We start from the raw sequence: 20674 nt of genomic DNA on the forward strand, positions 1-20674 counted from the left end.
TAAACATCTGTTTAAATGCTTTTAGGCTTCCAGTTACTTTAGGGAGGATTTTAGATCCAATATTTAATAGTTTGTCTCCCGTTGGTTTTAGCATATTTTGAAATTCACGCCAGGACTGTTTCCACTGGTTGATTGGTGTATTTGTTAATGCTTTACTTGCTTTTTTTGTGGCACCAGTTACATTGTCATAGGCATGATTTGTATTATTTAATGATTCTATTACTTTCATCGCATTGTCTTCACCAAGTGCTGACCACACTGTGGAAGCAACAGTAAGCTTTTGCTGCTCGCTTTTCATACCCTTTAGGTCATTTATAGCAGAGTTAAAAACATCTTTTGTAGTGGCTTTTCCGGCTTTATATTGATTAAATAATTTCTGAGTTTCAGATGAAAAGCTTTTAATATTTTGGGAAAATCGGCCATCATTAAGAGAAATACCAAATTCCTTCACAAAATCATTGACCTTATCAAAATTATAAGCACCCGTTTTCAATCCATTTTCAAGGATGGAAAACATCTCTTTAGCAGAAAAGCCATTCTGTGCCCATAATTGTCCATATTCTGCAATGTTATCCTCTAACTCATGGCTTTTATTTAGTCCCCTCTGTGCCCCTTTCACCATATAGTCAAAAGCCTCATTAGCTGACATTTTAAAGTTAACCATTAAACTGTTAACCCCACGAAGGGATTCATCAAGGTCCGCACCGGTTATCTTGGTTAAGGTCATGGCTTTCTCTGTGACACCTTTTAACTCGCTATCATCAATACCTTGCAAGTTCTGTTTAATTTTAATAACCGCATCCTTAACTTCATCGATGCTTTCCCCAAAACCATCCGCCCATACTTGTCCAACAATTTTCCCTTGTTTCCTTGCTTCCTTAGCCGAAACTCCAGTCATGGCTTGAATTTGACCTTGCACTTCTTTCATTTCAGCAGAAAATTTAGCACTAATGCCAAGTGCCGCGGCTATAGGAGCAGCAGCATATAATGTCATGGATTTTCCGAATTTCATTAATTTAGAACTGATATCAGTTAAACTTTTGCCTGTAGAAGTAATATGAGACCTAAATTTACTAAGACTTGATCTAGATTGGGTTTGTTCTCTTCTTAACTGCTCTAATTCTCGCTGTGTACGTGCTATATTTCGATTTAAATTGTTTAATGCAGTTACTTCATTCAGATAACTTCTAGCTGCTTTATCTGCTTCTCTGGACCCTTCTCCATGCTCTTGTACCATTCTTTCGTATTGGGAACGAGCTTGTTTAACAATTTCTTTTTGTACTTCCAACTTTCTATTAAGTCCATTTAATTGAGTTTGATACCGATCAATCGATCTATCTGCTCGGTCAAATGCAGATAAATTTGCCCTCATTTCGGCATTTACAATTTTTAATTTATCCTTTAATCCTGTTAAACCTCGTTCAAGTGCCGTTTGATCCAGGTCAAGACCTATCGATAAACCTTCGATTCTATCCTCCACAATTTCTCCCTCCCTTCTCAAAACGAAAATCCTTAACCACCAAATGCGGCAATTAAGGATTTTTCATATTTTGGTTTATTTTTCTCTCTCAAAATATCCATTAAGAAGTGGAAAGGCATATTTAATATTTCATTGATATCCTTCCCATCTTCCATTAGAGAAAGGATGAGCTTATCCATATATTCCTTCTGCTTGGCTGGTGAAAAGTCCTCATCCGTTAACTCTTCTTCGCCAGGAACTTTTTTGTCTCTTCGTTTTGTTGACCCTGAGCAATAAAAGTCACTTGCTCCATCAATGTTTCCATAGCGTTCGGTGCATGTAAACCATTGATTAAATCATCTTTTGTAAATTGCTTGTTATAGATTCGGTTCGTTACAAAATCTAGCAATTTATCAATTAGTTCGCGTTCTGATATATTTTCTGTCTCATCTATTATGTCAATGGCTTCGTACACCACTGAAAGGGGAATAAAAATTGGGGTTAAAAACTTTTCAGTGACAATCTCGCCTTCTTTTACTTCTTTCACTAACTCAATCATATTTCGCTTTAAATTCGCCATATATAAAGCTCCCTTCTGAAATAAAAAAGAGTAGGTTGCAACACCTACTCTATTTCTTTAATCACTGGTTTTCCTAATTTATTTGAGGACGATAAAAGTTCTTCCAACCGTTTCTCTTCCACTTTTTTATTTATAGGCTGTGGATAGGTATCGCCAACACGATAAATCTTATCCTTGTCTTGCAAATCTTTAAAATCATGAATTACTTCATATTTCTTTTTGGCCATTTATTACACCCCTGTTGGTTCCTGTACGACACCAGGATAAGTTTTACCAAAGATTTTCATGAATAACGCATCTCGGTTTGTGGTTTCCCCTTTTTTATCCGCAGCAAATAAAACAGATTTCGGTTTTGAAAATCCCTCGACAAAGCGATCCATGAATTCGCCAGTTACTTCTTCTGGATTAAATTCTGTTTTATCTTCTTTTGTTTTGCCGGAGATTTTAGAACGCATAAACATCCCTTTAGTCAACCCAACCCATTCTTTTGAACCATCCTCAAAGGTTTTAGCAAAGATTACCGCCAGATAAGGTGGATTGTCTTCACTTCCCATGGAGGAAATACCATCGGCAGTTTCTAGACCAAAGATGACATTTTTATCTTCAATTGGCACCTTGTGAAATTGAGTCGTCACCGATACATCGCCACCAGAAACGGCAATTTCTGCTGTTCGGTTATCACCATAAGCACGTACAGCTTCTTGTGGTATTTCCACTTCAATGTTTTGTAAGAACTTAACTCTTGAAATTTCACCAGTTGTAAATGTTGTATCCGTTTCGCTTAATAAAAGGGCATAGTAAAATTCCTCTACACCTGTGGAGGATTTATAACTTTTTTCGATTTCTGGCAATTTAATCACTCCTTAAATAAAATAAAAAGACAGCCTATAAGCCGTCTAAATCATCCCGATATATTTTCCCTTTATAACGTCTGGCATCTCGATAAATGCCTGTATCATATTCTTGAGGTCCGCTTTTTTGCGCGAAACCAAATTGATTCCACATCACATCACGAATTTTATCCGCTATGGTATAAGTCGTTATTCGATTAGGTGACCACACATCGATTTGAAAAAGACAATCATATTTCAACCAAGTATTATCTGCAAAATCAGAGGGATTAGGAGAATCTATCGGATCAATAATGATATACGGTGCTGTTACATCTCCTGTTTCTGGATATTCATAATATTTAATACGTCCATATGCCTGTTTTTTGATATATGCATCAGCAATCAACGCATTATATATTAATTGAAGAACATCCATCATAATCCCTCCCTTATAGCTTGTCTTATGGCTTCACGATACGCTCTTTCACAATTCCGCATTGCCCTGGCGATCGCACCTTTCCCCCTAGGATTAGGATTGGTAACAGTTCCCCACTCATTCAAATGGATAATTCGATAACGGTCTTTGGGACCTTTCCAATATACTTTTATTGTCCTGACTTTCCCAATCCACATCGGTTCCGAAACAGTGATCTCCTTTATTGATTCTCCAGTATCTCTAAATGTCTCAAATTGACGTTTTAATTCATTTACAAAAACTTCTGCTCCACGTTGTAAAGCCCTATCGCTAATTCGTTGCATGGCAGCTCTACCTAATCTGCGTTCCAATTCAGCCATTAATTCCTTATTTCCTCTTATCGTTACACTCATTGTTCCGATAATCCCGCAACAATTGTTATAAAATCTTTATTCTGCAGATCCGGTTGAACACCTTTGATATTGTACCGTTTATCCCTATACATAGGATGGTCAATAGATAAATAATGCTTATTGGTTGGAAAGTAATCATTCTGTGGATCCCTAATCGTAATAGTTAAATCCGTTAATGTTCCGTTCGATTTAGCAGTCTCTAAATCTTTTAACCACACACTATCAACTTTAGCCCAAGCATTATATAAGACTTTCTTTTCTGCTTCCCCTGGTTCTGGTCCATCATTAGGGGAAAATTGATAAAAAACAACGGGAGTTCGTAACTCTCCTGTATTAACTCGTGGCGGTTTATAACTAAATGGTTGCATCTTCATCACTCTCCGGAATTAGCGATATTCCAAGACTCGTTATTTGACTAAGAAAATTATCTTCAAAGTATTCTAGCGCGTCATTATAGACATATCGGGTTCGTTCAAAAACCAATTCTTTTCCTCGTACATCTGTATCCTTTTCTCCATATATATCAAACTCTCCACAACTGGATTTTATTGCAATAGCAGAAAAGGACAACAATCGTTTTAAATTGTCGTCCTCACTGGTGTGGGATATATGCATTCGATCTTTAAATTCTTTCAAGAGTTCATCTGTGATAGTGATGCTCAATTACATCACCTCCAATTTATACTCCGGATGGCTCTGTTCCTGTTACATTTAATGAGTAAATTTGCACAGCATTATTGTCTTTTGCCTTACCAAAAGCAAAGCCTTTTGCCGTGTAAAGGTTAGCATCTTCAATTGCTAAAGTTTGATCGAATTTACTAACCGATACGCCACCAGCTAAATAAGCATCGTAACGATCACGGACGAATGCAACTAATTCACCTTTTGTTGCGAATTCTGATTCAACAATTTGTACATTAAATGGTAAAGCTGTAATATATGCGCCAAGTGAATTTTGAATGGTGAAATTAATCTTCACATCCCAAGCATCCATTGGGTTTAATAAGAAATACACTTTTCCACCAACACTGATTGATTTGCCTTTTTCTGTCTGTGAAAGTGTTTTACAAACACCACCAATTTCTTCAATTGACGTTTTAGCATCAGCAAAAGTTAAATCTCCTGCAACATCTTTCTTTGCATGGCCGTTTGTTGGATCCACAGGTTTTTTTAGGTCGCGAATTAATCCAATTGGCTCGTATTTTGTTGGTCCGGCACCAAGAATAATGCCTTGTTCTAAAGCAACTGCATATGTTTCTGTAATTTGTGTACGTACATAAGCTTCAACCCATTCAGGACCGAATTTATCTAGGTCTTTTGCAAGTACAACAAACGCAGTAAGTTTAGACTGATCGAATGTTTCTTTTTTGAATGCAGCATCTAATTGACTACGAATTTCACTAAACACTGGCCCCCAAGCAAACGCACCAGATTTTTCAGATGTAATTATCTCAGCTTTAACAGTGCCCAGATTTGTAAAGTTAATAATTGATAATAAGGGGTGTTCTGAAGTTAAATCTTCAAAAATACGGTCTACTGTTGTATACGGTAATACTGTTTCAGATTCAAAACCTCCAGAACGGGTTACTTCGTTAAAGAATTTTCGTTCTTCTGAAGTTAATACATTAGCACCACGAGCAGCTAATACTGATTGATCGGTATTTTTATTAGCCACACGTTCTGTGATTTGTGTAGTCAAAGAGTCTACTAAAGCATCTTGCATTTCATTCCAAGCTGCTTCCACTTGCTCTGGAGTAGAACTTTCATTTTTCACCACTTCAGCATAATTTTTCTTCGCATTTTCGTAAGTTTCAGTGTGATTGTTTAATTTTAAAACCATTCTTTCATTCCTCCAATTTTATAATAATTAAAAAATGAACCCTTTACGCTTTTGCGCTGCAACCTGTGCAGGGGGTTCATTGGTTTGATTATTTTGTTGTTGAATTTGAGGGGTAATCTTTGCTACCACCATTTCCACAATTTTTTCAATATCTTGCGATGAATTACTTCTTTGTTGTTGAATACTATTATTAAACTTTTTCGCTTTATCTTGGAAAATCTCTGATTCTACTTCTTCAGCTTTAGCATCCACAATTTCATCAATTAAACCTAATTCTAGCGCTTTTTTAGCTGACAGGTATGTTTCGTTATCTAACAGTTCTTTCGCCTTATTTTCGTCAATTCTGTGCGTATAAGATGCTAATACAGATTCGTTAATGCTTTCTAAATCATCTGCAACCTTTCGTAACTCTTTAGCATTCCCCATCGCATAAGTCCAGGCATTGTGTAACATCAATTGAGTATTACTATAAGCCTTAATGGTATCAGCACCCATGCATATGATAGAGGCAGCACTGGCAGCAATACCGGTTATAGTAATAGTGACATTGCCTTTGTGACCCCGTAATGTATTCATGATGTCAATACCAGCAAATACATCGCCACCATACGAGTTAATTTCTAACTCAATATCCTCGTCCTCTTTAATTGATTTCATTTTGTAATTAAAGTCCCAAATACTTGAGTTCCAGCTGATGATATCACCTTTAATTTTATGCTTCATCCATTATCACCTCCTTCAACGGAACCAGCAGATTGATAATTTTTCGTGATAACAAACTTGTCCAGTTCTGGATCATCTGAGTGTTCTGCACCAAACAGTTCTCTCACCTCATTTCGAGTAAATGCACCTGAAGCAACTAGCTTATCTACTGCTTCAGCATTTTCAATTAGATCCTTTTCGGTTACTCCTTTAACATCAATCCGAGATCCATTCAAATAATCTTTTTTATCAAGTAATTTTGTATTAAGTTCATCACTAATTTTTTTAACTAGTGGACCAATACAAAATTTCACATAAGCTTTAATACTAGTTTCATAATCCGATAGGTCTCCATGTACCAACGCTTTTGGAATACCAAGAATATCTGCAACATCATCAATTAAAGATTTTTTAAGTTTAATAATCTCATCGATGGACTTTCCGTTGGCATCACCTTTAGAAACCTCCGTATAATTAAAACCTTTTAATTTTGGGACAAGTGCTACGACATTTTTTCTAAAAGAGTTATACAAATCATCGATAAATTTTTGTAATTTAGATGTTTTTTCTTTATCTAACGATTGTGTTGAATCAACTTCTACAATTCCTCGAACTTGATTACTAAGCATCATCGTTTCAATCATTCGATTATAAAGACTTGCATAATCATCAAACATGCCTTCCATAAACTTTGAGAGTTTCTCACTGTTATAGGTTAAATAAATAACTTCATCCATTTTAAATGACCGCTTGAAAGTATAATCTTTCACTACAACCTCAGTAAAAATATCAGGATAAACAGCATACTCATTTCGGGTAAAATCATCAGCAATTAATAAATCATTGTTATCTGTTAGGACAACCAATACTTCATTTTCATTGATCAACTCATAAACGAATTTTTGCCAAAAGTCTGCAGCAGATTGGTCTGTATTCGGTCGAACATTTAATAAATAATGCCAATCGTCTAATTGTCGTTTTCCGTTTTTCATAAAGCGAAAATCAGACTGGCTAATTGTTCTACCGATAAAATTTATACAAGTTTCCAAAGCAATCTTTTTCAAATAAGCACGTTGTGATGTTTCCTCGGTTAGGTCTAAATCAAATAACCATTCAAGCTCACTGTTGCGTTTTAATACTGAGTCTATGAACCCCACTTTATTTTCCTCACCTCCTTTAGAAATTTAATGCATCCAATACATCTAATGTATCTGAGACATCTGTATCCTCTAAATCTCTAGAGCCCCACACACCATACAGGAACATCATAAAACCATCCGTTTTGCGTTTAACAGGCTCTTTTTTGCGATATAATTTATTCCCCTTACTATCAATAACTACCAAAACATTGTTTGTATACCACCGCATTACTGGATTATCGCCAAAAATAACATTATGATTGTCGAATGCTAATTCAATCTTTGGTGCCAATAACGCACTTGCTGCATCTGGATTTCGTATGACTTCAACTTCAAAACCTTCTGCTTCAAATAGGGGTCTTAAGATCTCCATTCGGAAATTATCACCCACAATCTTAATAATATTCCAACCTTCGTTGCGTTTATCAACAAACCATTTAACAATTAAATGAGGATCCATCGTATCCTTGTGGAGGACTGTTAAATATCCTTGCTGTTCCCATTCCTTGATTGGCGCGAATTTACGATGGTCCTTTTTATTGTTACCTTCCGCTTTATTACCACTATAAGCATAGTGCTTATCAGCAAATGGTTTACACACAAATGAATGTGTTAATTCAACCGGTAAGATAAATTTATCACCTTCCACGAACAACAACCCATTCGCTACAAAGTCCCGGATAGAAGCATAATCGACACAACCAATACATTCGCGTTTTTTTAATTCTTCCAAATCGTATTCTTGATTGGTAGCTTCGATTTTCTCCCAAGATGTTACCGACTTTTCTAAATCAACTTTCGGTAAATTCATACGCTTTGTAATGAAGTTTTCGTAACCTGATGAGTCATTTTGAAGTTTGCGATACTGTTTCAATACTTTTTTGTACAGTGTTTTTGCGTAGTCAGACAATGGTGGATGAAACATTGGATTTGCCTTTTGCCACATCTTCATATCGTGCATTTCATCTTCATCGTCGATGCAGCACATGAAAGGAAATAACGAATCTTCCCTTACGGATATTTCACGTTTTAAAATACTCATTGCCCTTTCTTTCAATCGGTCAATGAACCCGTCACGCACAAATCCATCTGTACCAATAAAAAATTCCCGGCTGTCTTTAACTTTTCCAAGACCTCCCGAGAATACGTCTACTACTTCATTATTTTCATATTCATGCACTTCATCGTAAATAACACACCCATCACGCAAACCGTCTTTTGTACTAGCATTTGAAGTATGAAACTGAAAAATTGATTTTGTATCTACTGATTCGATAATAGCCTTCTGGTGTTTGAAGTATGCTTTCAAATCATCATTCACATCAATCGCATTATAAACTTCTGTAAATGATGTTTTCGCTTGTTTTTCACTATTAGCCACAATTGATACATTATAATAATCAATTCCATGGAGCTCACTAATAAAATAATTAACTAGTGCTGAAACAAAACCATTCTTACCAGCACCGCGAGCCATATAAATGAAGAATTCATCAAATACCAAGTCATCCGTATCCTTATAACGCAAGAAAATGAAACATGTTAAAAATTTTTGGAATGGTTCCAATGGGAAATACCATTTCTGAGCAAACTGAATGAAGTTTTCAATCTGTTTACTGTCAAAATAGATATCTTGCATCGTCAAAATATCTTGTTCTAACCATTCGATGAGCAAAACTCGCTCTTTATTTAAAATAATTTCGCCATCCCGCCACTGACGAATATATTCATCGATATAGCTGTAACTAATCAAATTAAACTACCACGCTTTGGTTTGCCTTCCACAGTTGAAGGGGCAGCAGGAGTAGTTGTTGATTTTAATTTAAACTTAATTGATTTTTCCAATGCGATTTTTTGAGCGTTAATTTTCATTTTTTCATTCAAACTAGGATGACTCTTTATGAATTTTTGCGACCCATTTTCAATAATGATACTAACTCCATCTCGTTCTATGGCTTTATCGCATTCTGCGTCTAATTCATGCAGACGAATTAAATCGTTTACCTTTTTTACCTCTAGTAAATCGTCGGTATCAATTCGTGCTAAAAGCTGTTTTTTTAGATTTTTTAAATTCGGTTTTCTCATAATCCCCCTCCCCCCGTACCTCCCCTAATGTGAAGGACTTATTTTTTAATATTTTTAGAGAGTTGAGTCCCCCTCCCCGGTGCCCCAAGCGATAAAAATACCAAAACTTTTGACCCGGGGGGTACTATGAATTTTGCAAAGCTGCTTTCTCTTCACGAATCTTTTTTAATTTTTCTTCTTGCTCACGCAATATATCATTAACCATGATGATGTTATCTTCAATTTCTCTTTCTTCCATTTCCAAAAATTCAAGTCTGGCTTTAACAATTTGCTTTACATATGCATTCATACCTTTACCACCTTTCATCATGCTCCCATTTGTTTGGTTTTCGTTCGAATACTCTTCCATGTTCTTTGTTATGGCAATCCACACAAATGGTTTCGAGATTATCAATCTCTAATGCTAGTTCTGGATAATTCTCGAGTTCTTTAATATGGTGAACAACCAATTTAATTTTCTTTCGTTTTGCACTCTCACTGTATTCATATGTGTCGATGAATACTTTCCCTTGCCGTTTGCATTCCTGGCATTCATAATTATCGCGCTTCTTTACTTCTTCACGCAGCTGCTTCCATTCTTTACTGTCATAGAACTTACGCTTTTGTTCTCGTGTTTTGTATTCAAGCATTTAACAATCACACCGAACCTCTAACTCTTTTTTTAATCTCTAAACTTACTAAACTTTGCTCAAGATCAGAGATTTTACCCTCCAAATCAAGTATCTGTTTTTCCAGTGTTTTTCCTATTTCGTTTATATCGTCTGTAATAGGTTGAGTTTTTAAAGGTTTATCCTTTCCAACTTTTTCTCCTAGTTTAAATGGTTTAGGAATAANGCTCCATTCACACGTTTATAAATATCCCGGTCCATTCCCATGATTTCCGGCCAATTAACCTTCTCTTCTTTTACTTTTCCCTTACGCTTTTTCTTCTTAGATGGAGGTTTCTTTTTCTTCCCCATCTTCTCTAACTTTCTTCTTGTGTCGCTATCCAAATGATCAGCTAATTTCACACCAACATCCCCTTTGACAAAATAAAAAGACACCCGAATGGATGTCTTTTAGTCTTATAACATATTCTCAAAAGCTTTTTTTAAATAATAATCGAATGCCTTTTCAATTCCAATTTTCCAATAGATGCTTTCCCCATCATCTGAAGAGCCAATTTTATCAATTACTCTTGCCTCTTCATAATCCTCATAATCTTCACGAATTATATCATCAGCAATAATATAAATGAGCATGTCATCAAAATCATATTCAATACTAATAAAATCATCTTCAATCGTTAGCTTTGCATTACTATCATCTGATGAGTAAAGTATTTCTAAACCAGCATAAGTGTATTTATCTAATTGGTTTTTAAAGATTTCTAGTTTATTTGCCAATTTAGTAAATATATTGTTCAAGAATAAAGTCTCTTCAAATCGTTCATTTAATTTTTCAATTAGTTGTTTTTTAAATTCCATCGTTATCACCTCACTTTCATCAATTCAATTCGACAAAAATAAGAGATTAAAATCTTTATAATAAAATCAATCTGATTGCAAATTAACTTTCAAACTCATTTCTTCTTCATCACCAATGACTTCTATAGATATTACATTGGCTAAATTTATTTGCTTTCCACCTGCAGATATCCATGTTGCATTATGATGAAATTTCAATGCTAAATCTTGTCTAGCGTCTTTGTTATATCTATGACCAGTATCTAGTTCTTCAGTTTGACCACTTACATAATGGAATTTAAATCTTGCATTGGTCATTGAATCACCACCCTTCGTACTATACTTTGACAAAGGATGACTTTCTTCCTGCTTTTATTACAAATTTTAAAAATAGAAAACGACACTCACTACTTAAGTAATGAATGCCGCCTTATTAATTTTCTATAATATAAATTTACCACGTTTGAAACCAAATGCTCATTTTATATTCGTTTCATTTTCCGTTTGATTTCGTTACAAAAACTATACCTTTTTACTTGCTAGTATTTTGCCCCTCTGTTGCAATTCCTCTCTTTGTTTTTCAGTGTAGACTCTAGGTTTTTTCATAGAAACTTGCTTGTCAGTTAATATTCCTTTGATAGCAATTGGTTTATCATCTTCTGATTCTAATATTTCCATATTACCAATGGCCATTAATTTTCGGATATGCTTAGGGACTGTAGAATATGCCATCCACACATTCCGTTCATAATCGAAAGTTAAAACCGTTTCTTGTTCCATTTTGGAATATCCCACTAAGCTTCCTCCTTTTTCTTATAAACTTCTATCCTCAAAGCTAAAGCTAATTTATAGAAAATCCTAGGTTTAAATTTTTGGTGGTAATATGATTCACTCATACCTAATTGGTTGTACACCTCATAATCAAATAATTCTTCCTCACCCAAATATCTAAGAATTAAGGCTTCTCGTTCTCTTTTACTTAACCTATTTACTGCCTTTCGGAAATTCTCAATATATTCTATACGTGCGCGTTCTTCGTCAACTCTTGCAATGGCAGCATCTTCAGTAGATGAATGAAAAGCATTTGTATAAGTAGGAGGAACTAATGAAAATGATGTTGTTACTTTAGGTAGGACTTCCTCTGGAACAGTTAGCAAATACATTCGATATGTCTCAATAGCAGCTTCAACATTTTCCTGAGTTTGTTTTCTATCTATCTCTGGAAGTTTAAAAATAAATTGTCTCCCCACTCGTCGACCCCTCCTGTACGGTGGAATAATCAGGAGCCCCAAGACTTGCCCAGGGCAATTAATCTTACTTTACTAATTCAAGTTGACCAGGAGCTACATCCGCAGTTCCATCATTATTTACTTTGTATTCCAAACCCTCATGTGGTTCTTCGTAAAATTCATCAATAGACATTTGTGAAGGCTGTAGAATAATAGTTACATTGGAACCGGCGAATGGATAAAGCTTGTTTACTTTTCCTTCATGATCACGTTTCATGTTAAATTTAAGAACCGTTTTCTTATTATCCCTTTGGATAGATACAAATTCGACTCCAATTGGCTCTGATTTGCTTTCTTCCACAGTTAGAAGGGTAATTGTACCTGGCATCTTTAAAAGTTCGCCAGCGTGCGGTAATTCGTCACTCAAAACATGGAACATTAATACTTCCTTCTTATCATCCTTTTGCATTTTCTTGAAAAGAACATTTAATTTTGCTGTTGTCATTTTATTTGCTCCTTTATCCATTCTTATGGCTTTATTTTTTTAGTTCTTTTACCAATCACATAGATATTATTTTCAGCCTTCCATTTAATCAGCAGACCGATACTAACACCAAATTTATAAGCTATTTCTTTATCCGTTAATCCGATTTTTCTCCATTTCCAATAAAGAGGAATATAAGATGTATTGAGTTTTCTCTCTCTCTTGGTATGAGGAACTTGAAGATTATTTCGCTTTTTCCAATTATATAAAGTGATATAACTACAGAAAAAATAATCCTTTGCAATATCCTCATCTGTGATGTTTTGTTTTTTCAGTTCTAAATAAACTGGAATCTGACTAGCATCTAATATTGGTGCCCGCATTTTATCCATTCCTCCAATTATTTAGTTTTTAATCATCATCAATTTTAAAAACGATTAAATGATTAGGATCTTTATTTTTTGTTCCTCGTCTTTTGTATGCACGTGAAGAATAAAACTTTATAGAACTTACCTTAACCCCTAAATAAGTAGCACATTCCTCCATAGTACCCAAGCAAATAAAAGAATCTCCTTTATAAACGGCATATTCACTCTTTTTTCGCATTTTAATTGGAAAGTTATATTGATTTTAATTACTTTCCTGTCCCCTCCATAGTTAATAATTCCAACGCAACCTCTATAAAAGTCTTTGGTTCATCTGAACGCAATCCAGCTTTTAAGAGATTAATAATATATTCTTTTCTTTCCATTTCACATTGGAGATATTTAAGACCGTCAGCTAATTCTTCCTGCAGCATTTTCAGCCAATCATATTTATGGGAATGATCCAGAGCAACACCATATTTGTTAACCCCAAAATCATCTTGCTTGTACATTACTTGCTTTAATATTTCCAATGCTTTATCTGAAACATTATGCTTTTGGAAATGCAATAAAGTTTGTTCCATAAAACCAACCTTTCAATTGTTCATTCTTTATGTAGATTCATGATGTATTTTTTTAATCAAAAAATGCCTGTTTTCAAATAATGTTTAGCTTGATAATAAAAATGATGGTATATCCAATTGCCACTGTATTTTTGGTCTAAGTACACAATTTCAAAATTGTATTTTGCTTTAAAAGTATTAAGGCGACCAAGTAATGCTAATGGATTATATTTGGAACGATACTCACCTTTAAGCATCTTTTCATAGCCGTGCAGGTCCTCCACAATCAAAGTAAATGGGATGTCCTTTGAACGGATTAATTCATTTTCAAAGGCCGTTTGAGTATCTTTTTGCAGATTCCCTGTTATTTCATCAATATGGGCTTTACGTTCCACTCGACTATCTAAATAGATATCGCGGGCTATTCCTAACTCTTCATTTTTAGGAATCATGCAGCCATAATCACCGGTATCTAATTTTTGAATTTTTATTGGTACATCTTTTTGTCGTAAATAATTTAGGATATGGCCATTGACATTTTCACGAGTATCTATAACGATAGTTAGTGTTTTAAGGATTTTATTTAATTCCGTATCTGAGTAATGGAAATGAATCATTTTGAATCCTCCAATAGAGAAGGATTTTCGTAGATGTTGCCGGTTACTTCTAAAGTTGTTGTAACTCCATCGAATCTACTTCCTGCTTCATTTGGAATTGTGGAGTCTATTAAATAATCATAAAACCTAGAGTAATTACGTTCATATTTATCATCGTGAAGTCCAACAATCATAAACGACCCATATTCATACTTAACAACATTATTTTGATTATGAGTTTTTACAATATCCCCTTCATAAATCTCTTTATCGTTTTTATCTTTAAGACCTGTGTATTGAACGACTTCAACCTTATCGGTTATATTTTCTTTATGCATAAGTGATTGATAAGCCCAATTTCGTTCTTCGATTAGAAAAACTTCTCCTTCTTGATCAATAAATATTTCATCATAATCAAGCCAACATTTTTTTGTTTTATCCCAAACACGAAACTTCATTCTCATGCTCCTTTCTTCGCAAAATTAACTGCACGAACATATAATTCATGAGCCATTTTATTAGATTCATCATTTTCAAATTGACGATAATCTTCGTAAATATCTTTCCAACCATTTTTAGCAAGAACTACCGACCAATCATTGAATAGCATTAATGAATCATTTTCTGCACATAACCATTTTTCAATTTGTTCATTATGCTGCCATCCACAAAAGTGATGGACCATTTTCATAATTGTGACTTTATCTCCGCCTGCATTTTTCCAAGATTTAAACCACTTATCGATTTTTTGATAATCTTGTTCAGCAGCTTCCATAACCTCTTTAGGTATTAAATTTTGATTTTTTATTGCAATTCGACCGTCAGTTTTATCAAGATAGATATCGGCTCCGGATCTCCATATCCAGCTAAGAATTTTTAATACTTGCATGGTAGTAACTTCACTCCCCACCTACAAACTTTGCTTTCTCTGCCCTTTCTTCTCCTCTTATCAGTAGCCCCGACAGCAAAATATTTAATCTGATTATGGAATTTTGTTTTTGTTAAAGACTTTATTTCATAGAATCTACAAAACAATAAATATCTTTGATATAAATCATCTACCGTTTCATAGCTTGTAATATCTCGTTGGATATTTTCTGCAATGAATTTTTCTATCATTTTTCCGCCACTCCCTTTGGCAGTTATTAAAGATTTTCAAAAATGCCTGTTCAGTAACAAAAATCGGCTTTAAATAACTATTTTTTTATTTCAGTAACTATTGTTAATCCCTTGTGGATCTAAGGTTGAAGTCAATTTTATAGTATGAAAAGTTATCGAAGTTACCTTTTGCTGACAAGTTGTTAAAACTCTATATAATATATATTTTTTTATTTTTGATTTTTTATTTCTTTGGAAATCCCAATAACTAAAATAACTAAAAATATAAATATAGTATTTAAAGCCTTGATACAACTGAATTCACACTAAATTACTTGGAGTTACTGAACGTAACTTTTAGTTACTGAACGACCTTAAAAAAGCCTTTTTGCTCGTTTTCAGTAACTCCTTTAGTAACTGGCTTTCGCTCCTTTAAGGTAATTCCTGTCAAAAATGTCTTGTTTCCGGTTCCCTTCATTTTTCCGAATCCTTTTGTTTCCAACATTCTATAAAATGCTCTGTTTCCTAAAGTACGTTCTCCAGATTTAAAGCACCAATTGTCATATACGTTATACAATTCTTTTGCTTCGATTTTGATTGCTTCATTTTTAGGTTCATCAATATAACAAATCTCATTTAAAAATGGTGCTAAAATATCCATCTCCTCTTTATAATTGCCTGTCGCATCCACCACTACTTTTGGCTCGTGCAAACCGTCTTGCTGCCATTTCAAGCATCCTTCAATGGCCCAATTCAAGATTCCTGGTAGTTCAAAAGAAAGTTTTTCCTCAAGCTTTTTATCACGCTCATGTGGTTTTAGATTTAAAGTAAATGGGATAATCTTTACACGTCTCCAAATACCATCATCCACACCACCGATAATTGGCTTATGATTTGTTGTAAAGAACACTTTAAATTCTGGAATAAATTCAAAATACTCTTGTCGTAAAAATCGAGCTAAGATTGGTTCCCCACCAGTAATTGTCTTTACAAGTGATTCCTGCAATTTTTCCCCTTCTTCTGACTCTACAGCTGAAACAAATCTTGAATTTACTAATCTAGCAATATCGTTATTAGCACCGGTATCTTTTTTCTTAATGAACGTATCTGATTTTGTTTGCGCTCCATAATCGCCCATTAATTTTTTGATTGTATTTATGAATGTAGATTTTCCATTAGATCCACCGCCGACTAAGAAATACATCGATTGCTCTGAAATATCCCCAGTTAATGAGTAACCAATCAGTCTTTGCATATAATCAATTAATTCCTTGTCACCTTTGAAAATCTGATCTAAGAAAACGGTCCATGTTGGACATTTTGCATTTTCATCAAATTCGATATGAGTTATTTTAGTTAGGCCAAGCTCTCGATCATGTGGTTGCAACTTCCCTGTTTTCAAATCTACGATTCCATTTTCAACATTAAACAAATATTTATGCCGGTCAAACTCTTCGCGTTCGCCTGGCACCAGTGGCATAAGGTCCTTAATGCTATTCATTCGTATATTTCTTCTCTCGCACATCCGTGCCCATTTTGTTTCTGCTTCATCTTCTGACTTATAAAGACCGCGAAGCACTTTTGCAGTGATACGCTCAATTTCCTTCTTGGTGTCTATTTTCCAGCGTTTGCCGTCCCATATTAACCAACCTATGTCAGATACATATTTGATTACATGCCCATATTCATAAGCGATACGTTCCGCATTTCCGAGCTCAGTTAATCTAAATTTCTTTTTAGGCTTGTCTTCCACAACTTCTGCATTAGCAGCACTGAGAAAATCAAAGGAAAATTCATTAAACTGCTCTTTGTTATCTAAAATCGTTGTAGTTGTTGAAGAAATAGCAGTTGCAATAGTCCTTTCCCCATAAGTTTCATTTGTATCTCTAAAATGGATAACATCCCATTTATCGCGCATAAGACCGCATTCACGAAACATAGCATCCATTCTAGTTGCTGATTTTCCTGTCCAAAATGCTAGATGGTTACATAGAGCTAAATCACTTGCTGAATGGTCATTGTTAATTAGATTTCCGTTGTATAATGAGCGAATTTCATCACCATTTTTAGAACGAAACATCCTTTCCCATAAAGCTTCATTTGAAATTTTGATTTCATCTTTTTCAAATTCTGCTAGATTTACTCGGCCTTGAATATCGCTATCATCAAAATACTTTTCAAATACTTCTGCTAGTTCATCTGTCCGATCATAAACATCATTAGAATTTTCTCGATTTCCTGTAAAACTGAAATATCGTCCGTATGAGTATATTTCCAATCCATGTTTGGTGTTTTTTCTTCCAGTCCCTAAAACAGATTGTGGAAGGTTCCCTTTTATGATGATGTGAATACCTTTTCCGGAAGGAGAAAATTCTGTGTAACTGTCTAATGTGTCGATAATTTCCGTTGCAAATGCATTTGGTTTTTCATCTACAACACATTTATCAATATCTATTCCGATATAGTTATCCTGTCTGCTAAATACGAAACCTATGCCGTCATAATCGCCTTCTAAATAGAATTTGACTGCTGTTGCAAATGTCGACCAGGTACGTCTATTGTTTGCCTGAGCCATTTCTCCATTCACTTGATATGGCACCTTTGTTGGCTTGTTATTTCGCTTTTCCGATCTCCACAAAATCCATTGAGGAAGGGCTTTTAATTCGGCAGGGATTTCGTTAAAATTGTATGGATTTTCTTTCATCTTGCCCTCCAATAAATTAGAATTTCGCTATTTAGGGTATAAAAAAGAGAAGCTAGTAATATACCAACTTCTCTATTTAATTTTCTTAGAACGGGATATCATCATCACTGATTGTAATTCCGCCTGGCTGCATTATTGGTTTTACATCGGAAACATCATAATATTTTGCCTTGGCAGCAACACGTTTTTGTTTTTCACCATCTACCACTTTTTCATATTCTTCATGCTTAACCGTGATTTTTAAATTTTTATTGATAAGTTGTTTAGCCATATCCTCTGGAGAGTTAAATGGATGGCCATTAGGGAAGCCACAAGCTTTTAATAATGAGTTGACAATCCTTACTGATACTTCATGTTCAAATGTAAATGTGTTATAGAGTACCTTTGCACCTTGATGATTTTGCGGTACATCACTACGAATCTCGAAGTCTACTGATAATTTAGGTTTACCGGCTTGTGTTTTACCAGCTTCTGCATTCACAATTACAGCTTCATATTTACCTTCTGCTACTAATTCAAATCCTGCACTTGCATTTTCTTCATCAAATTTAAAGAATGACATTTTCTATTTCCCCCAATTGATTTTAATTTGTTGATGACACTAATAATTCTTCTTGAACGCAACCCTTACGTTGATCTAAATGATTTTTTGCATAGACACTTTGGTTACCTTCAAGCATAAAACCTCTAGTACCGTCAGCTTTTCTTACTAATCTTGCTACAACATGAACAATTCCCATGACGTGATTTACGATTTTATCTCGAATGTCTGGAACAAATTGATTGTATTGTTGACCATCATCATGAATAATGCTCCTAGTTGTTTCCCAAGCTGTATAAATCACATTTGCATCGAGAGAATTAAAAGTTTCGATTAACTTTAATAAGTGATTATCGAACAGAGCATAATCTTTCCATTCAGGCATACCACTTTTAGTACTTTCACCTTTATGCATTAACCAAAGTTTTTGGTAATGTGTAAGATTGTCCACGAAGATATTGTCATAGTTGGCGATATTCGCTTTTGCATGAGCGAAAAATTCTAAAATGCTTCCATGTGGATCCTCTCCATTAATTTTTGCTACATCTACATTTGAATATCCCTCAAGCACCTGGCTAGTGCCGTCGATATCAAAGACTAATGTTTTACCCGGAAGCTTACCAGCTACGGTTGTTTTTCCATCACCTGGTTTAGAGTAGATGATGATTTTAGCTTTTTTACTTTTGGTTATCTGAGAGCCATTTGTAATTTCCACCTTTACACCTCCACACTATAGGAGATTGATTCCGGCTTCACTGTGACTCCCGGAACAATTTGTCCATTCTCATCCACTACAACCTTTTCACCACTGATTTCCACAATTTTTAATGTCTTTTTAAGGTCCACCCATTTCACGCTGCTTTTTACAAATTCATCAAGATTGTTTTCAAAGACATATTGGAGAATATCTTCTTCATTAGCCTTTTCAGGTTGAGCACTTGTTTTTCGAGTTTTTGATTTACCATATGGTGTACTGATTGTTTTAGCTTTTGGATCCGCCTCAAGCTGTTTGGAATGATACTCCGTAATTAATTGTTTGAAAAAGTCCAGGCTATTTTCGATTGGTTTTAATTCCGAAACTGCCCACTGATCAATACGTTGTTTTTCGGCGGCTGCCAATGTTTCAATTTCCTTTGCCTTAGATTGCAAAGCAGAAACTTTTCTGAATGCCCAGTTAAGACTTTCAATATTGGTAATTTGGAATCGTTGTTTTAATTCCTCTTGTTCCTCAACTGTGGTTACCTCCACACCTAAATCATCTAATTCAGCTACCTGTAATTGATTCATTTGTATCCTCCTCATAAATGTATTGATTTTCTAATAATGATTGTTCTAAGATGTATGTAGGAATAATTTACAAAGCTGTTTTGAAAGAGAGTCCTAACACTTCCGCCAAGAAACGTTCTAGGTTCTCTTTCAGAACAATTTCCTCGTGAATTTCTACAATTTCATCACCAAAAAATATTTCATCCCCAAAATAATCTGAACCCCAATGCTCTGGTTGTGAATGTAAAGTTGTTTCTCCTGTTCTATTAATCTTGCTAATTCCAGGATGTTCAATATCGTTCAAGGTTACACTCCCTTTCACCATTTGATTATGAACAAATCGATTTCTGTAAGTTGTTTGTGTTCAACTTCGTATCCTAAACACTCAAAATATAAAACTACTTGTGGGATGACCTTTTCTTTGATATTCCAAGGTATTTCGTACCTAGCACCAACGGAATAATGACCTTCTTTTGCAGCTGTCTGTATTTGTATTTTGGTGAGTTTTATAATATTGTCAGCACATTGACTAATTAGATTAGGTTCATTACCTTTAGAAATCTTTCTAGCTTCTGCCGCGTTCATTCTTCTTCACCTCCCTTCATGTAATGATTGACTATGTTCCAACATATAGCCGATTGTGACTATTTCCCTTAAATTAGTTGAATACTCTACATTACTAATTTTTGTGTGGAAGTCCCCATCATTTATGTGTTTTAAAAGCTCTTTGGTGATTTTCATTTAACCTCACCTCGATTATTCCAATTACTTTTCATCAAATTTCGTCATGTGGCTAAAAAGGAAAGCTTGGTTGGCTTAAAGTTCATTTCCACAATCATGGCATACGGTAATAGTCTCCCATCCGTTAGCAACCGGAAAGGTTTCTTTAACTGTTTTTTAATTGTCATTATCTCCCC

At 34.8% G+C, this 20674-nt stretch carries 33 protein-coding genes; all 33 read right to left on the reverse strand.

Annotation, left to right across the window (positions count from 1 at the left end; translation table 11 throughout):
- The coding region (locus tag CWO92_RS23555; RefSeq protein WP_207767832.1) for a phage tail tape measure protein at nucleotides 1–1480 on the reverse strand (1480 nt) is incomplete at its 3' end.
- A 32-nt stretch (nucleotides 1481–1512) separates the two neighbouring features.
- Nucleotides 1513–1659 carry a phage tail assembly chaperone GT gene (gene gpGT, locus CWO92_RS25690; protein ID WP_165786766.1) on the reverse strand — a complete coding sequence of 49 codons (147 nt, stop codon included), beginning with the start codon at nucleotides 1657–1659 and terminating at the stop codon, nucleotides 1513–1515.
- A gap of 38 nt (nucleotides 1660–1697) precedes the next feature.
- A complete protein-coding gene (gene gpG / locus CWO92_RS23560) occupies nucleotides 1698–2039 on the reverse strand; it encodes a phage tail assembly chaperone G (RefSeq protein WP_101356637.1) in 342 nt (113 codons plus the stop codon).
- 44 nt (nucleotides 2040–2083) lie between these two features.
- Nucleotides 2084–2266, reverse strand: coding sequence for a hypothetical protein (locus CWO92_RS23565; RefSeq protein WP_101356638.1), 183 nt, complete (start codon nucleotides 2264–2266; stop codon nucleotides 2084–2086).
- A 3-nt stretch (nucleotides 2267–2269) separates the two neighbouring features.
- Entirely contained in the window at nucleotides 2270–2890 is a 621-nt protein-coding gene (locus CWO92_RS23570) for a major tail protein (RefSeq protein WP_165786767.1), read from the reverse strand.
- 34 nt (nucleotides 2891–2924) lie between these two features.
- On the reverse strand, nucleotides 2925–3308 hold the full coding sequence (locus tag CWO92_RS23575) for a gp17 family tail completion protein (protein ID WP_207767833.1): 384 nt from the start codon (nucleotides 3306–3308) through the stop codon (nucleotides 2925–2927).
- Complete coding sequence (locus CWO92_RS23580) at nucleotides 3308–3700, reverse strand: hypothetical protein (protein ID WP_101356641.1); 393 nt, start codon at nucleotides 3698–3700, stop codon at nucleotides 3308–3310. The genes CWO92_RS23575 and CWO92_RS23580 overlap by 1 nt, the downstream gene beginning before the upstream one ends.
- Complete coding sequence (locus CWO92_RS23585; RefSeq protein WP_101356642.1) at nucleotides 3697–4068, reverse strand: phage head completion protein; 372 nt, start codon at nucleotides 4066–4068, stop codon at nucleotides 3697–3699. The genes CWO92_RS23580 and CWO92_RS23585 overlap by 4 nt, the downstream gene beginning before the upstream one ends.
- Nucleotides 4055–4363: a phage gp6-like head-tail connector protein gene (locus CWO92_RS23590; protein WP_437177575.1), complete on the reverse strand. Its 309-nt coding sequence runs from the start codon at nucleotides 4361–4363 to the stop codon at nucleotides 4055–4057. Before CWO92_RS23590 ends, CWO92_RS23585 begins: the two co-directional genes overlap by 14 nt.
- Nucleotides 4364–4379: 16 nt before the next feature.
- On the reverse strand, nucleotides 4380–5540 hold the full coding sequence (locus CWO92_RS23595) for a phage major capsid protein (RefSeq protein ID WP_101356643.1): 1161 nt from the start codon (nucleotides 5538–5540) through the stop codon (nucleotides 4380–4382).
- Nucleotides 5541–5567: 27 nt separating this feature from the next.
- Nucleotides 5568–6263 (reverse strand): head maturation protease, ClpP-related, encoded by a 696-nt coding sequence (locus CWO92_RS23600; protein ID WP_101356644.1) that lies wholly within the window; start codon nucleotides 6261–6263, stop codon nucleotides 5568–5570.
- A complete protein-coding gene (locus CWO92_RS23605; RefSeq protein ID WP_101356645.1) occupies nucleotides 6260–7399 on the reverse strand; it encodes a phage portal protein in 1140 nt (379 codons plus the stop codon). The genes CWO92_RS23600 and CWO92_RS23605 overlap by 4 nt, the downstream gene beginning before the upstream one ends.
- Nucleotides 7400–7418: 19 nt before the next feature.
- Nucleotides 7419–9134, reverse strand: a complete 1716-nt coding sequence (locus CWO92_RS23610; protein ID WP_101356646.1) for a terminase large subunit domain-containing protein — start codon at nucleotides 9132–9134, stop codon at nucleotides 7419–7421.
- Entirely contained in the window at nucleotides 9131–9466 is a 336-nt protein-coding gene (locus tag CWO92_RS23615) for a hypothetical protein (protein WP_101356647.1), read from the reverse strand. Before CWO92_RS23615 ends, CWO92_RS23610 begins: the two co-directional genes overlap by 4 nt.
- 124 nt (nucleotides 9467–9590) lie before the next feature.
- On the reverse strand, nucleotides 9591–9755 hold the full coding sequence (locus tag CWO92_RS25695) for a hypothetical protein (protein WP_165786768.1): 165 nt from the start codon (nucleotides 9753–9755) through the stop codon (nucleotides 9591–9593).
- Between the two features lie 4 nt (nucleotides 9756–9759).
- Entirely contained in the window at nucleotides 9760–10095 is a 336-nt protein-coding gene (locus CWO92_RS23620) for an HNH endonuclease (RefSeq protein WP_101356648.1), read from the reverse strand.
- A 435-nt stretch (nucleotides 10096–10530) separates the two neighbouring features.
- On the reverse strand, nucleotides 10531–10932 hold the full coding sequence (locus tag CWO92_RS23630; RefSeq protein ID WP_101356650.1) for a hypothetical protein: 402 nt from the start codon (nucleotides 10930–10932) through the stop codon (nucleotides 10531–10533).
- A 66-nt stretch (nucleotides 10933–10998) separates the two neighbouring features.
- Nucleotides 10999–11229: a hypothetical protein gene (locus tag CWO92_RS23635; RefSeq protein ID WP_101356651.1), complete on the reverse strand. Its 231-nt coding sequence runs from the start codon at nucleotides 11227–11229 to the stop codon at nucleotides 10999–11001.
- 204 nt (nucleotides 11230–11433) lie between these two features.
- Nucleotides 11434–11706, reverse strand: a complete 273-nt coding sequence (locus CWO92_RS23640) for a hypothetical protein (RefSeq protein WP_101356652.1) — start codon at nucleotides 11704–11706, stop codon at nucleotides 11434–11436.
- Nucleotides 11706–12161, reverse strand: a complete 456-nt coding sequence (locus CWO92_RS23645) for an ArpU family phage packaging/lysis transcriptional regulator (RefSeq protein ID WP_101356653.1) — start codon at nucleotides 12159–12161, stop codon at nucleotides 11706–11708. The genes CWO92_RS23640 and CWO92_RS23645 overlap by 1 nt, the downstream gene beginning before the upstream one ends.
- A gap of 64 nt (nucleotides 12162–12225) precedes the next feature.
- A complete protein-coding gene (locus CWO92_RS23650) occupies nucleotides 12226–12645 on the reverse strand; it encodes a hypothetical protein (RefSeq protein WP_101356654.1) in 420 nt (139 codons plus the stop codon).
- Nucleotides 12646–12668: 23 nt separating this feature from the next.
- A complete protein-coding gene (locus CWO92_RS23655) occupies nucleotides 12669–13007 on the reverse strand; it encodes a hypothetical protein (RefSeq protein WP_101356655.1) in 339 nt (112 codons plus the stop codon).
- Nucleotides 13008–13258: 251 nt separating this feature from the next.
- Nucleotides 13259–13573, reverse strand: a complete 315-nt coding sequence (locus CWO92_RS23665; RefSeq protein ID WP_101356657.1) for a hypothetical protein — start codon at nucleotides 13571–13573, stop codon at nucleotides 13259–13261.
- A 56-nt stretch (nucleotides 13574–13629) separates the two neighbouring features.
- A complete protein-coding gene (locus CWO92_RS23670) occupies nucleotides 13630–14169 on the reverse strand; it encodes an ERCC4 domain-containing protein (RefSeq protein WP_101356658.1) in 540 nt (179 codons plus the stop codon).
- Nucleotides 14166–14606 carry a YopX family protein gene (locus tag CWO92_RS23675; protein WP_165786770.1) on the reverse strand — a complete coding sequence of 147 codons (441 nt, stop codon included), beginning with the start codon at nucleotides 14604–14606 and terminating at the stop codon, nucleotides 14166–14168. The genes CWO92_RS23670 and CWO92_RS23675 overlap by 4 nt, the downstream gene beginning before the upstream one ends.
- A gap of 2 nt (nucleotides 14607–14608) precedes the next feature.
- A complete protein-coding gene (locus CWO92_RS23680; RefSeq protein ID WP_101356660.1) occupies nucleotides 14609–15037 on the reverse strand; it encodes a hypothetical protein in 429 nt (142 codons plus the stop codon).
- The gene (locus CWO92_RS23685) at nucleotides 15025–15267 is read right to left on the reverse strand and encodes a hypothetical protein (RefSeq protein ID WP_101356661.1); all 243 of its coding nucleotides are present in this window, start codon (nucleotides 15265–15267) and stop codon (nucleotides 15025–15027) included. Before CWO92_RS23685 ends, CWO92_RS23680 begins: the two co-directional genes overlap by 13 nt.
- Nucleotides 15268–15607: 340 nt before the next feature.
- Nucleotides 15608–17950, reverse strand: a complete 2343-nt coding sequence (locus tag CWO92_RS23690; protein ID WP_101356662.1) for a phage/plasmid primase, P4 family — start codon at nucleotides 17948–17950, stop codon at nucleotides 15608–15610.
- 85 nt (nucleotides 17951–18035) lie between these two features.
- The gene (locus CWO92_RS23695; protein WP_101356663.1) at nucleotides 18036–18512 is read right to left on the reverse strand and encodes a DUF669 domain-containing protein; all 477 of its coding nucleotides are present in this window, start codon (nucleotides 18510–18512) and stop codon (nucleotides 18036–18038) included.
- A 22-nt stretch (nucleotides 18513–18534) separates the two neighbouring features.
- On the reverse strand, nucleotides 18535–19206 hold the full coding sequence (locus CWO92_RS23700) for an AAA family ATPase (protein WP_101356664.1): 672 nt from the start codon (nucleotides 19204–19206) through the stop codon (nucleotides 18535–18537).
- Nucleotides 19207–19208: 2 nt separating this feature from the next.
- Nucleotides 19209–19778 carry a host-nuclease inhibitor Gam family protein gene (locus tag CWO92_RS23705; protein WP_101356665.1) on the reverse strand — a complete coding sequence of 190 codons (570 nt, stop codon included), beginning with the start codon at nucleotides 19776–19778 and terminating at the stop codon, nucleotides 19209–19211.
- Nucleotides 19779–19845: 67 nt separating this feature from the next.
- Nucleotides 19846–20061 carry a YqaI family protein gene (locus CWO92_RS23710; protein WP_233269813.1) on the reverse strand — a complete coding sequence of 72 codons (216 nt, stop codon included), beginning with the start codon at nucleotides 20059–20061 and terminating at the stop codon, nucleotides 19846–19848.
- Between the two features lie 14 nt (nucleotides 20062–20075).
- Nucleotides 20076–20342 carry a hypothetical protein gene (locus CWO92_RS23715; protein WP_101356667.1) on the reverse strand — a complete coding sequence of 89 codons (267 nt, stop codon included), beginning with the start codon at nucleotides 20340–20342 and terminating at the stop codon, nucleotides 20076–20078.
- Nucleotides 20343–20674: the final 332 nt, after the last annotated feature.

Source organism: Heyndrickxia camelliae, assembly GCF_002844575.1.
GTDB lineage: Bacteria > Bacillota > Bacilli > Bacillales > Bacillaceae_C > Margalitia > Margalitia camelliae.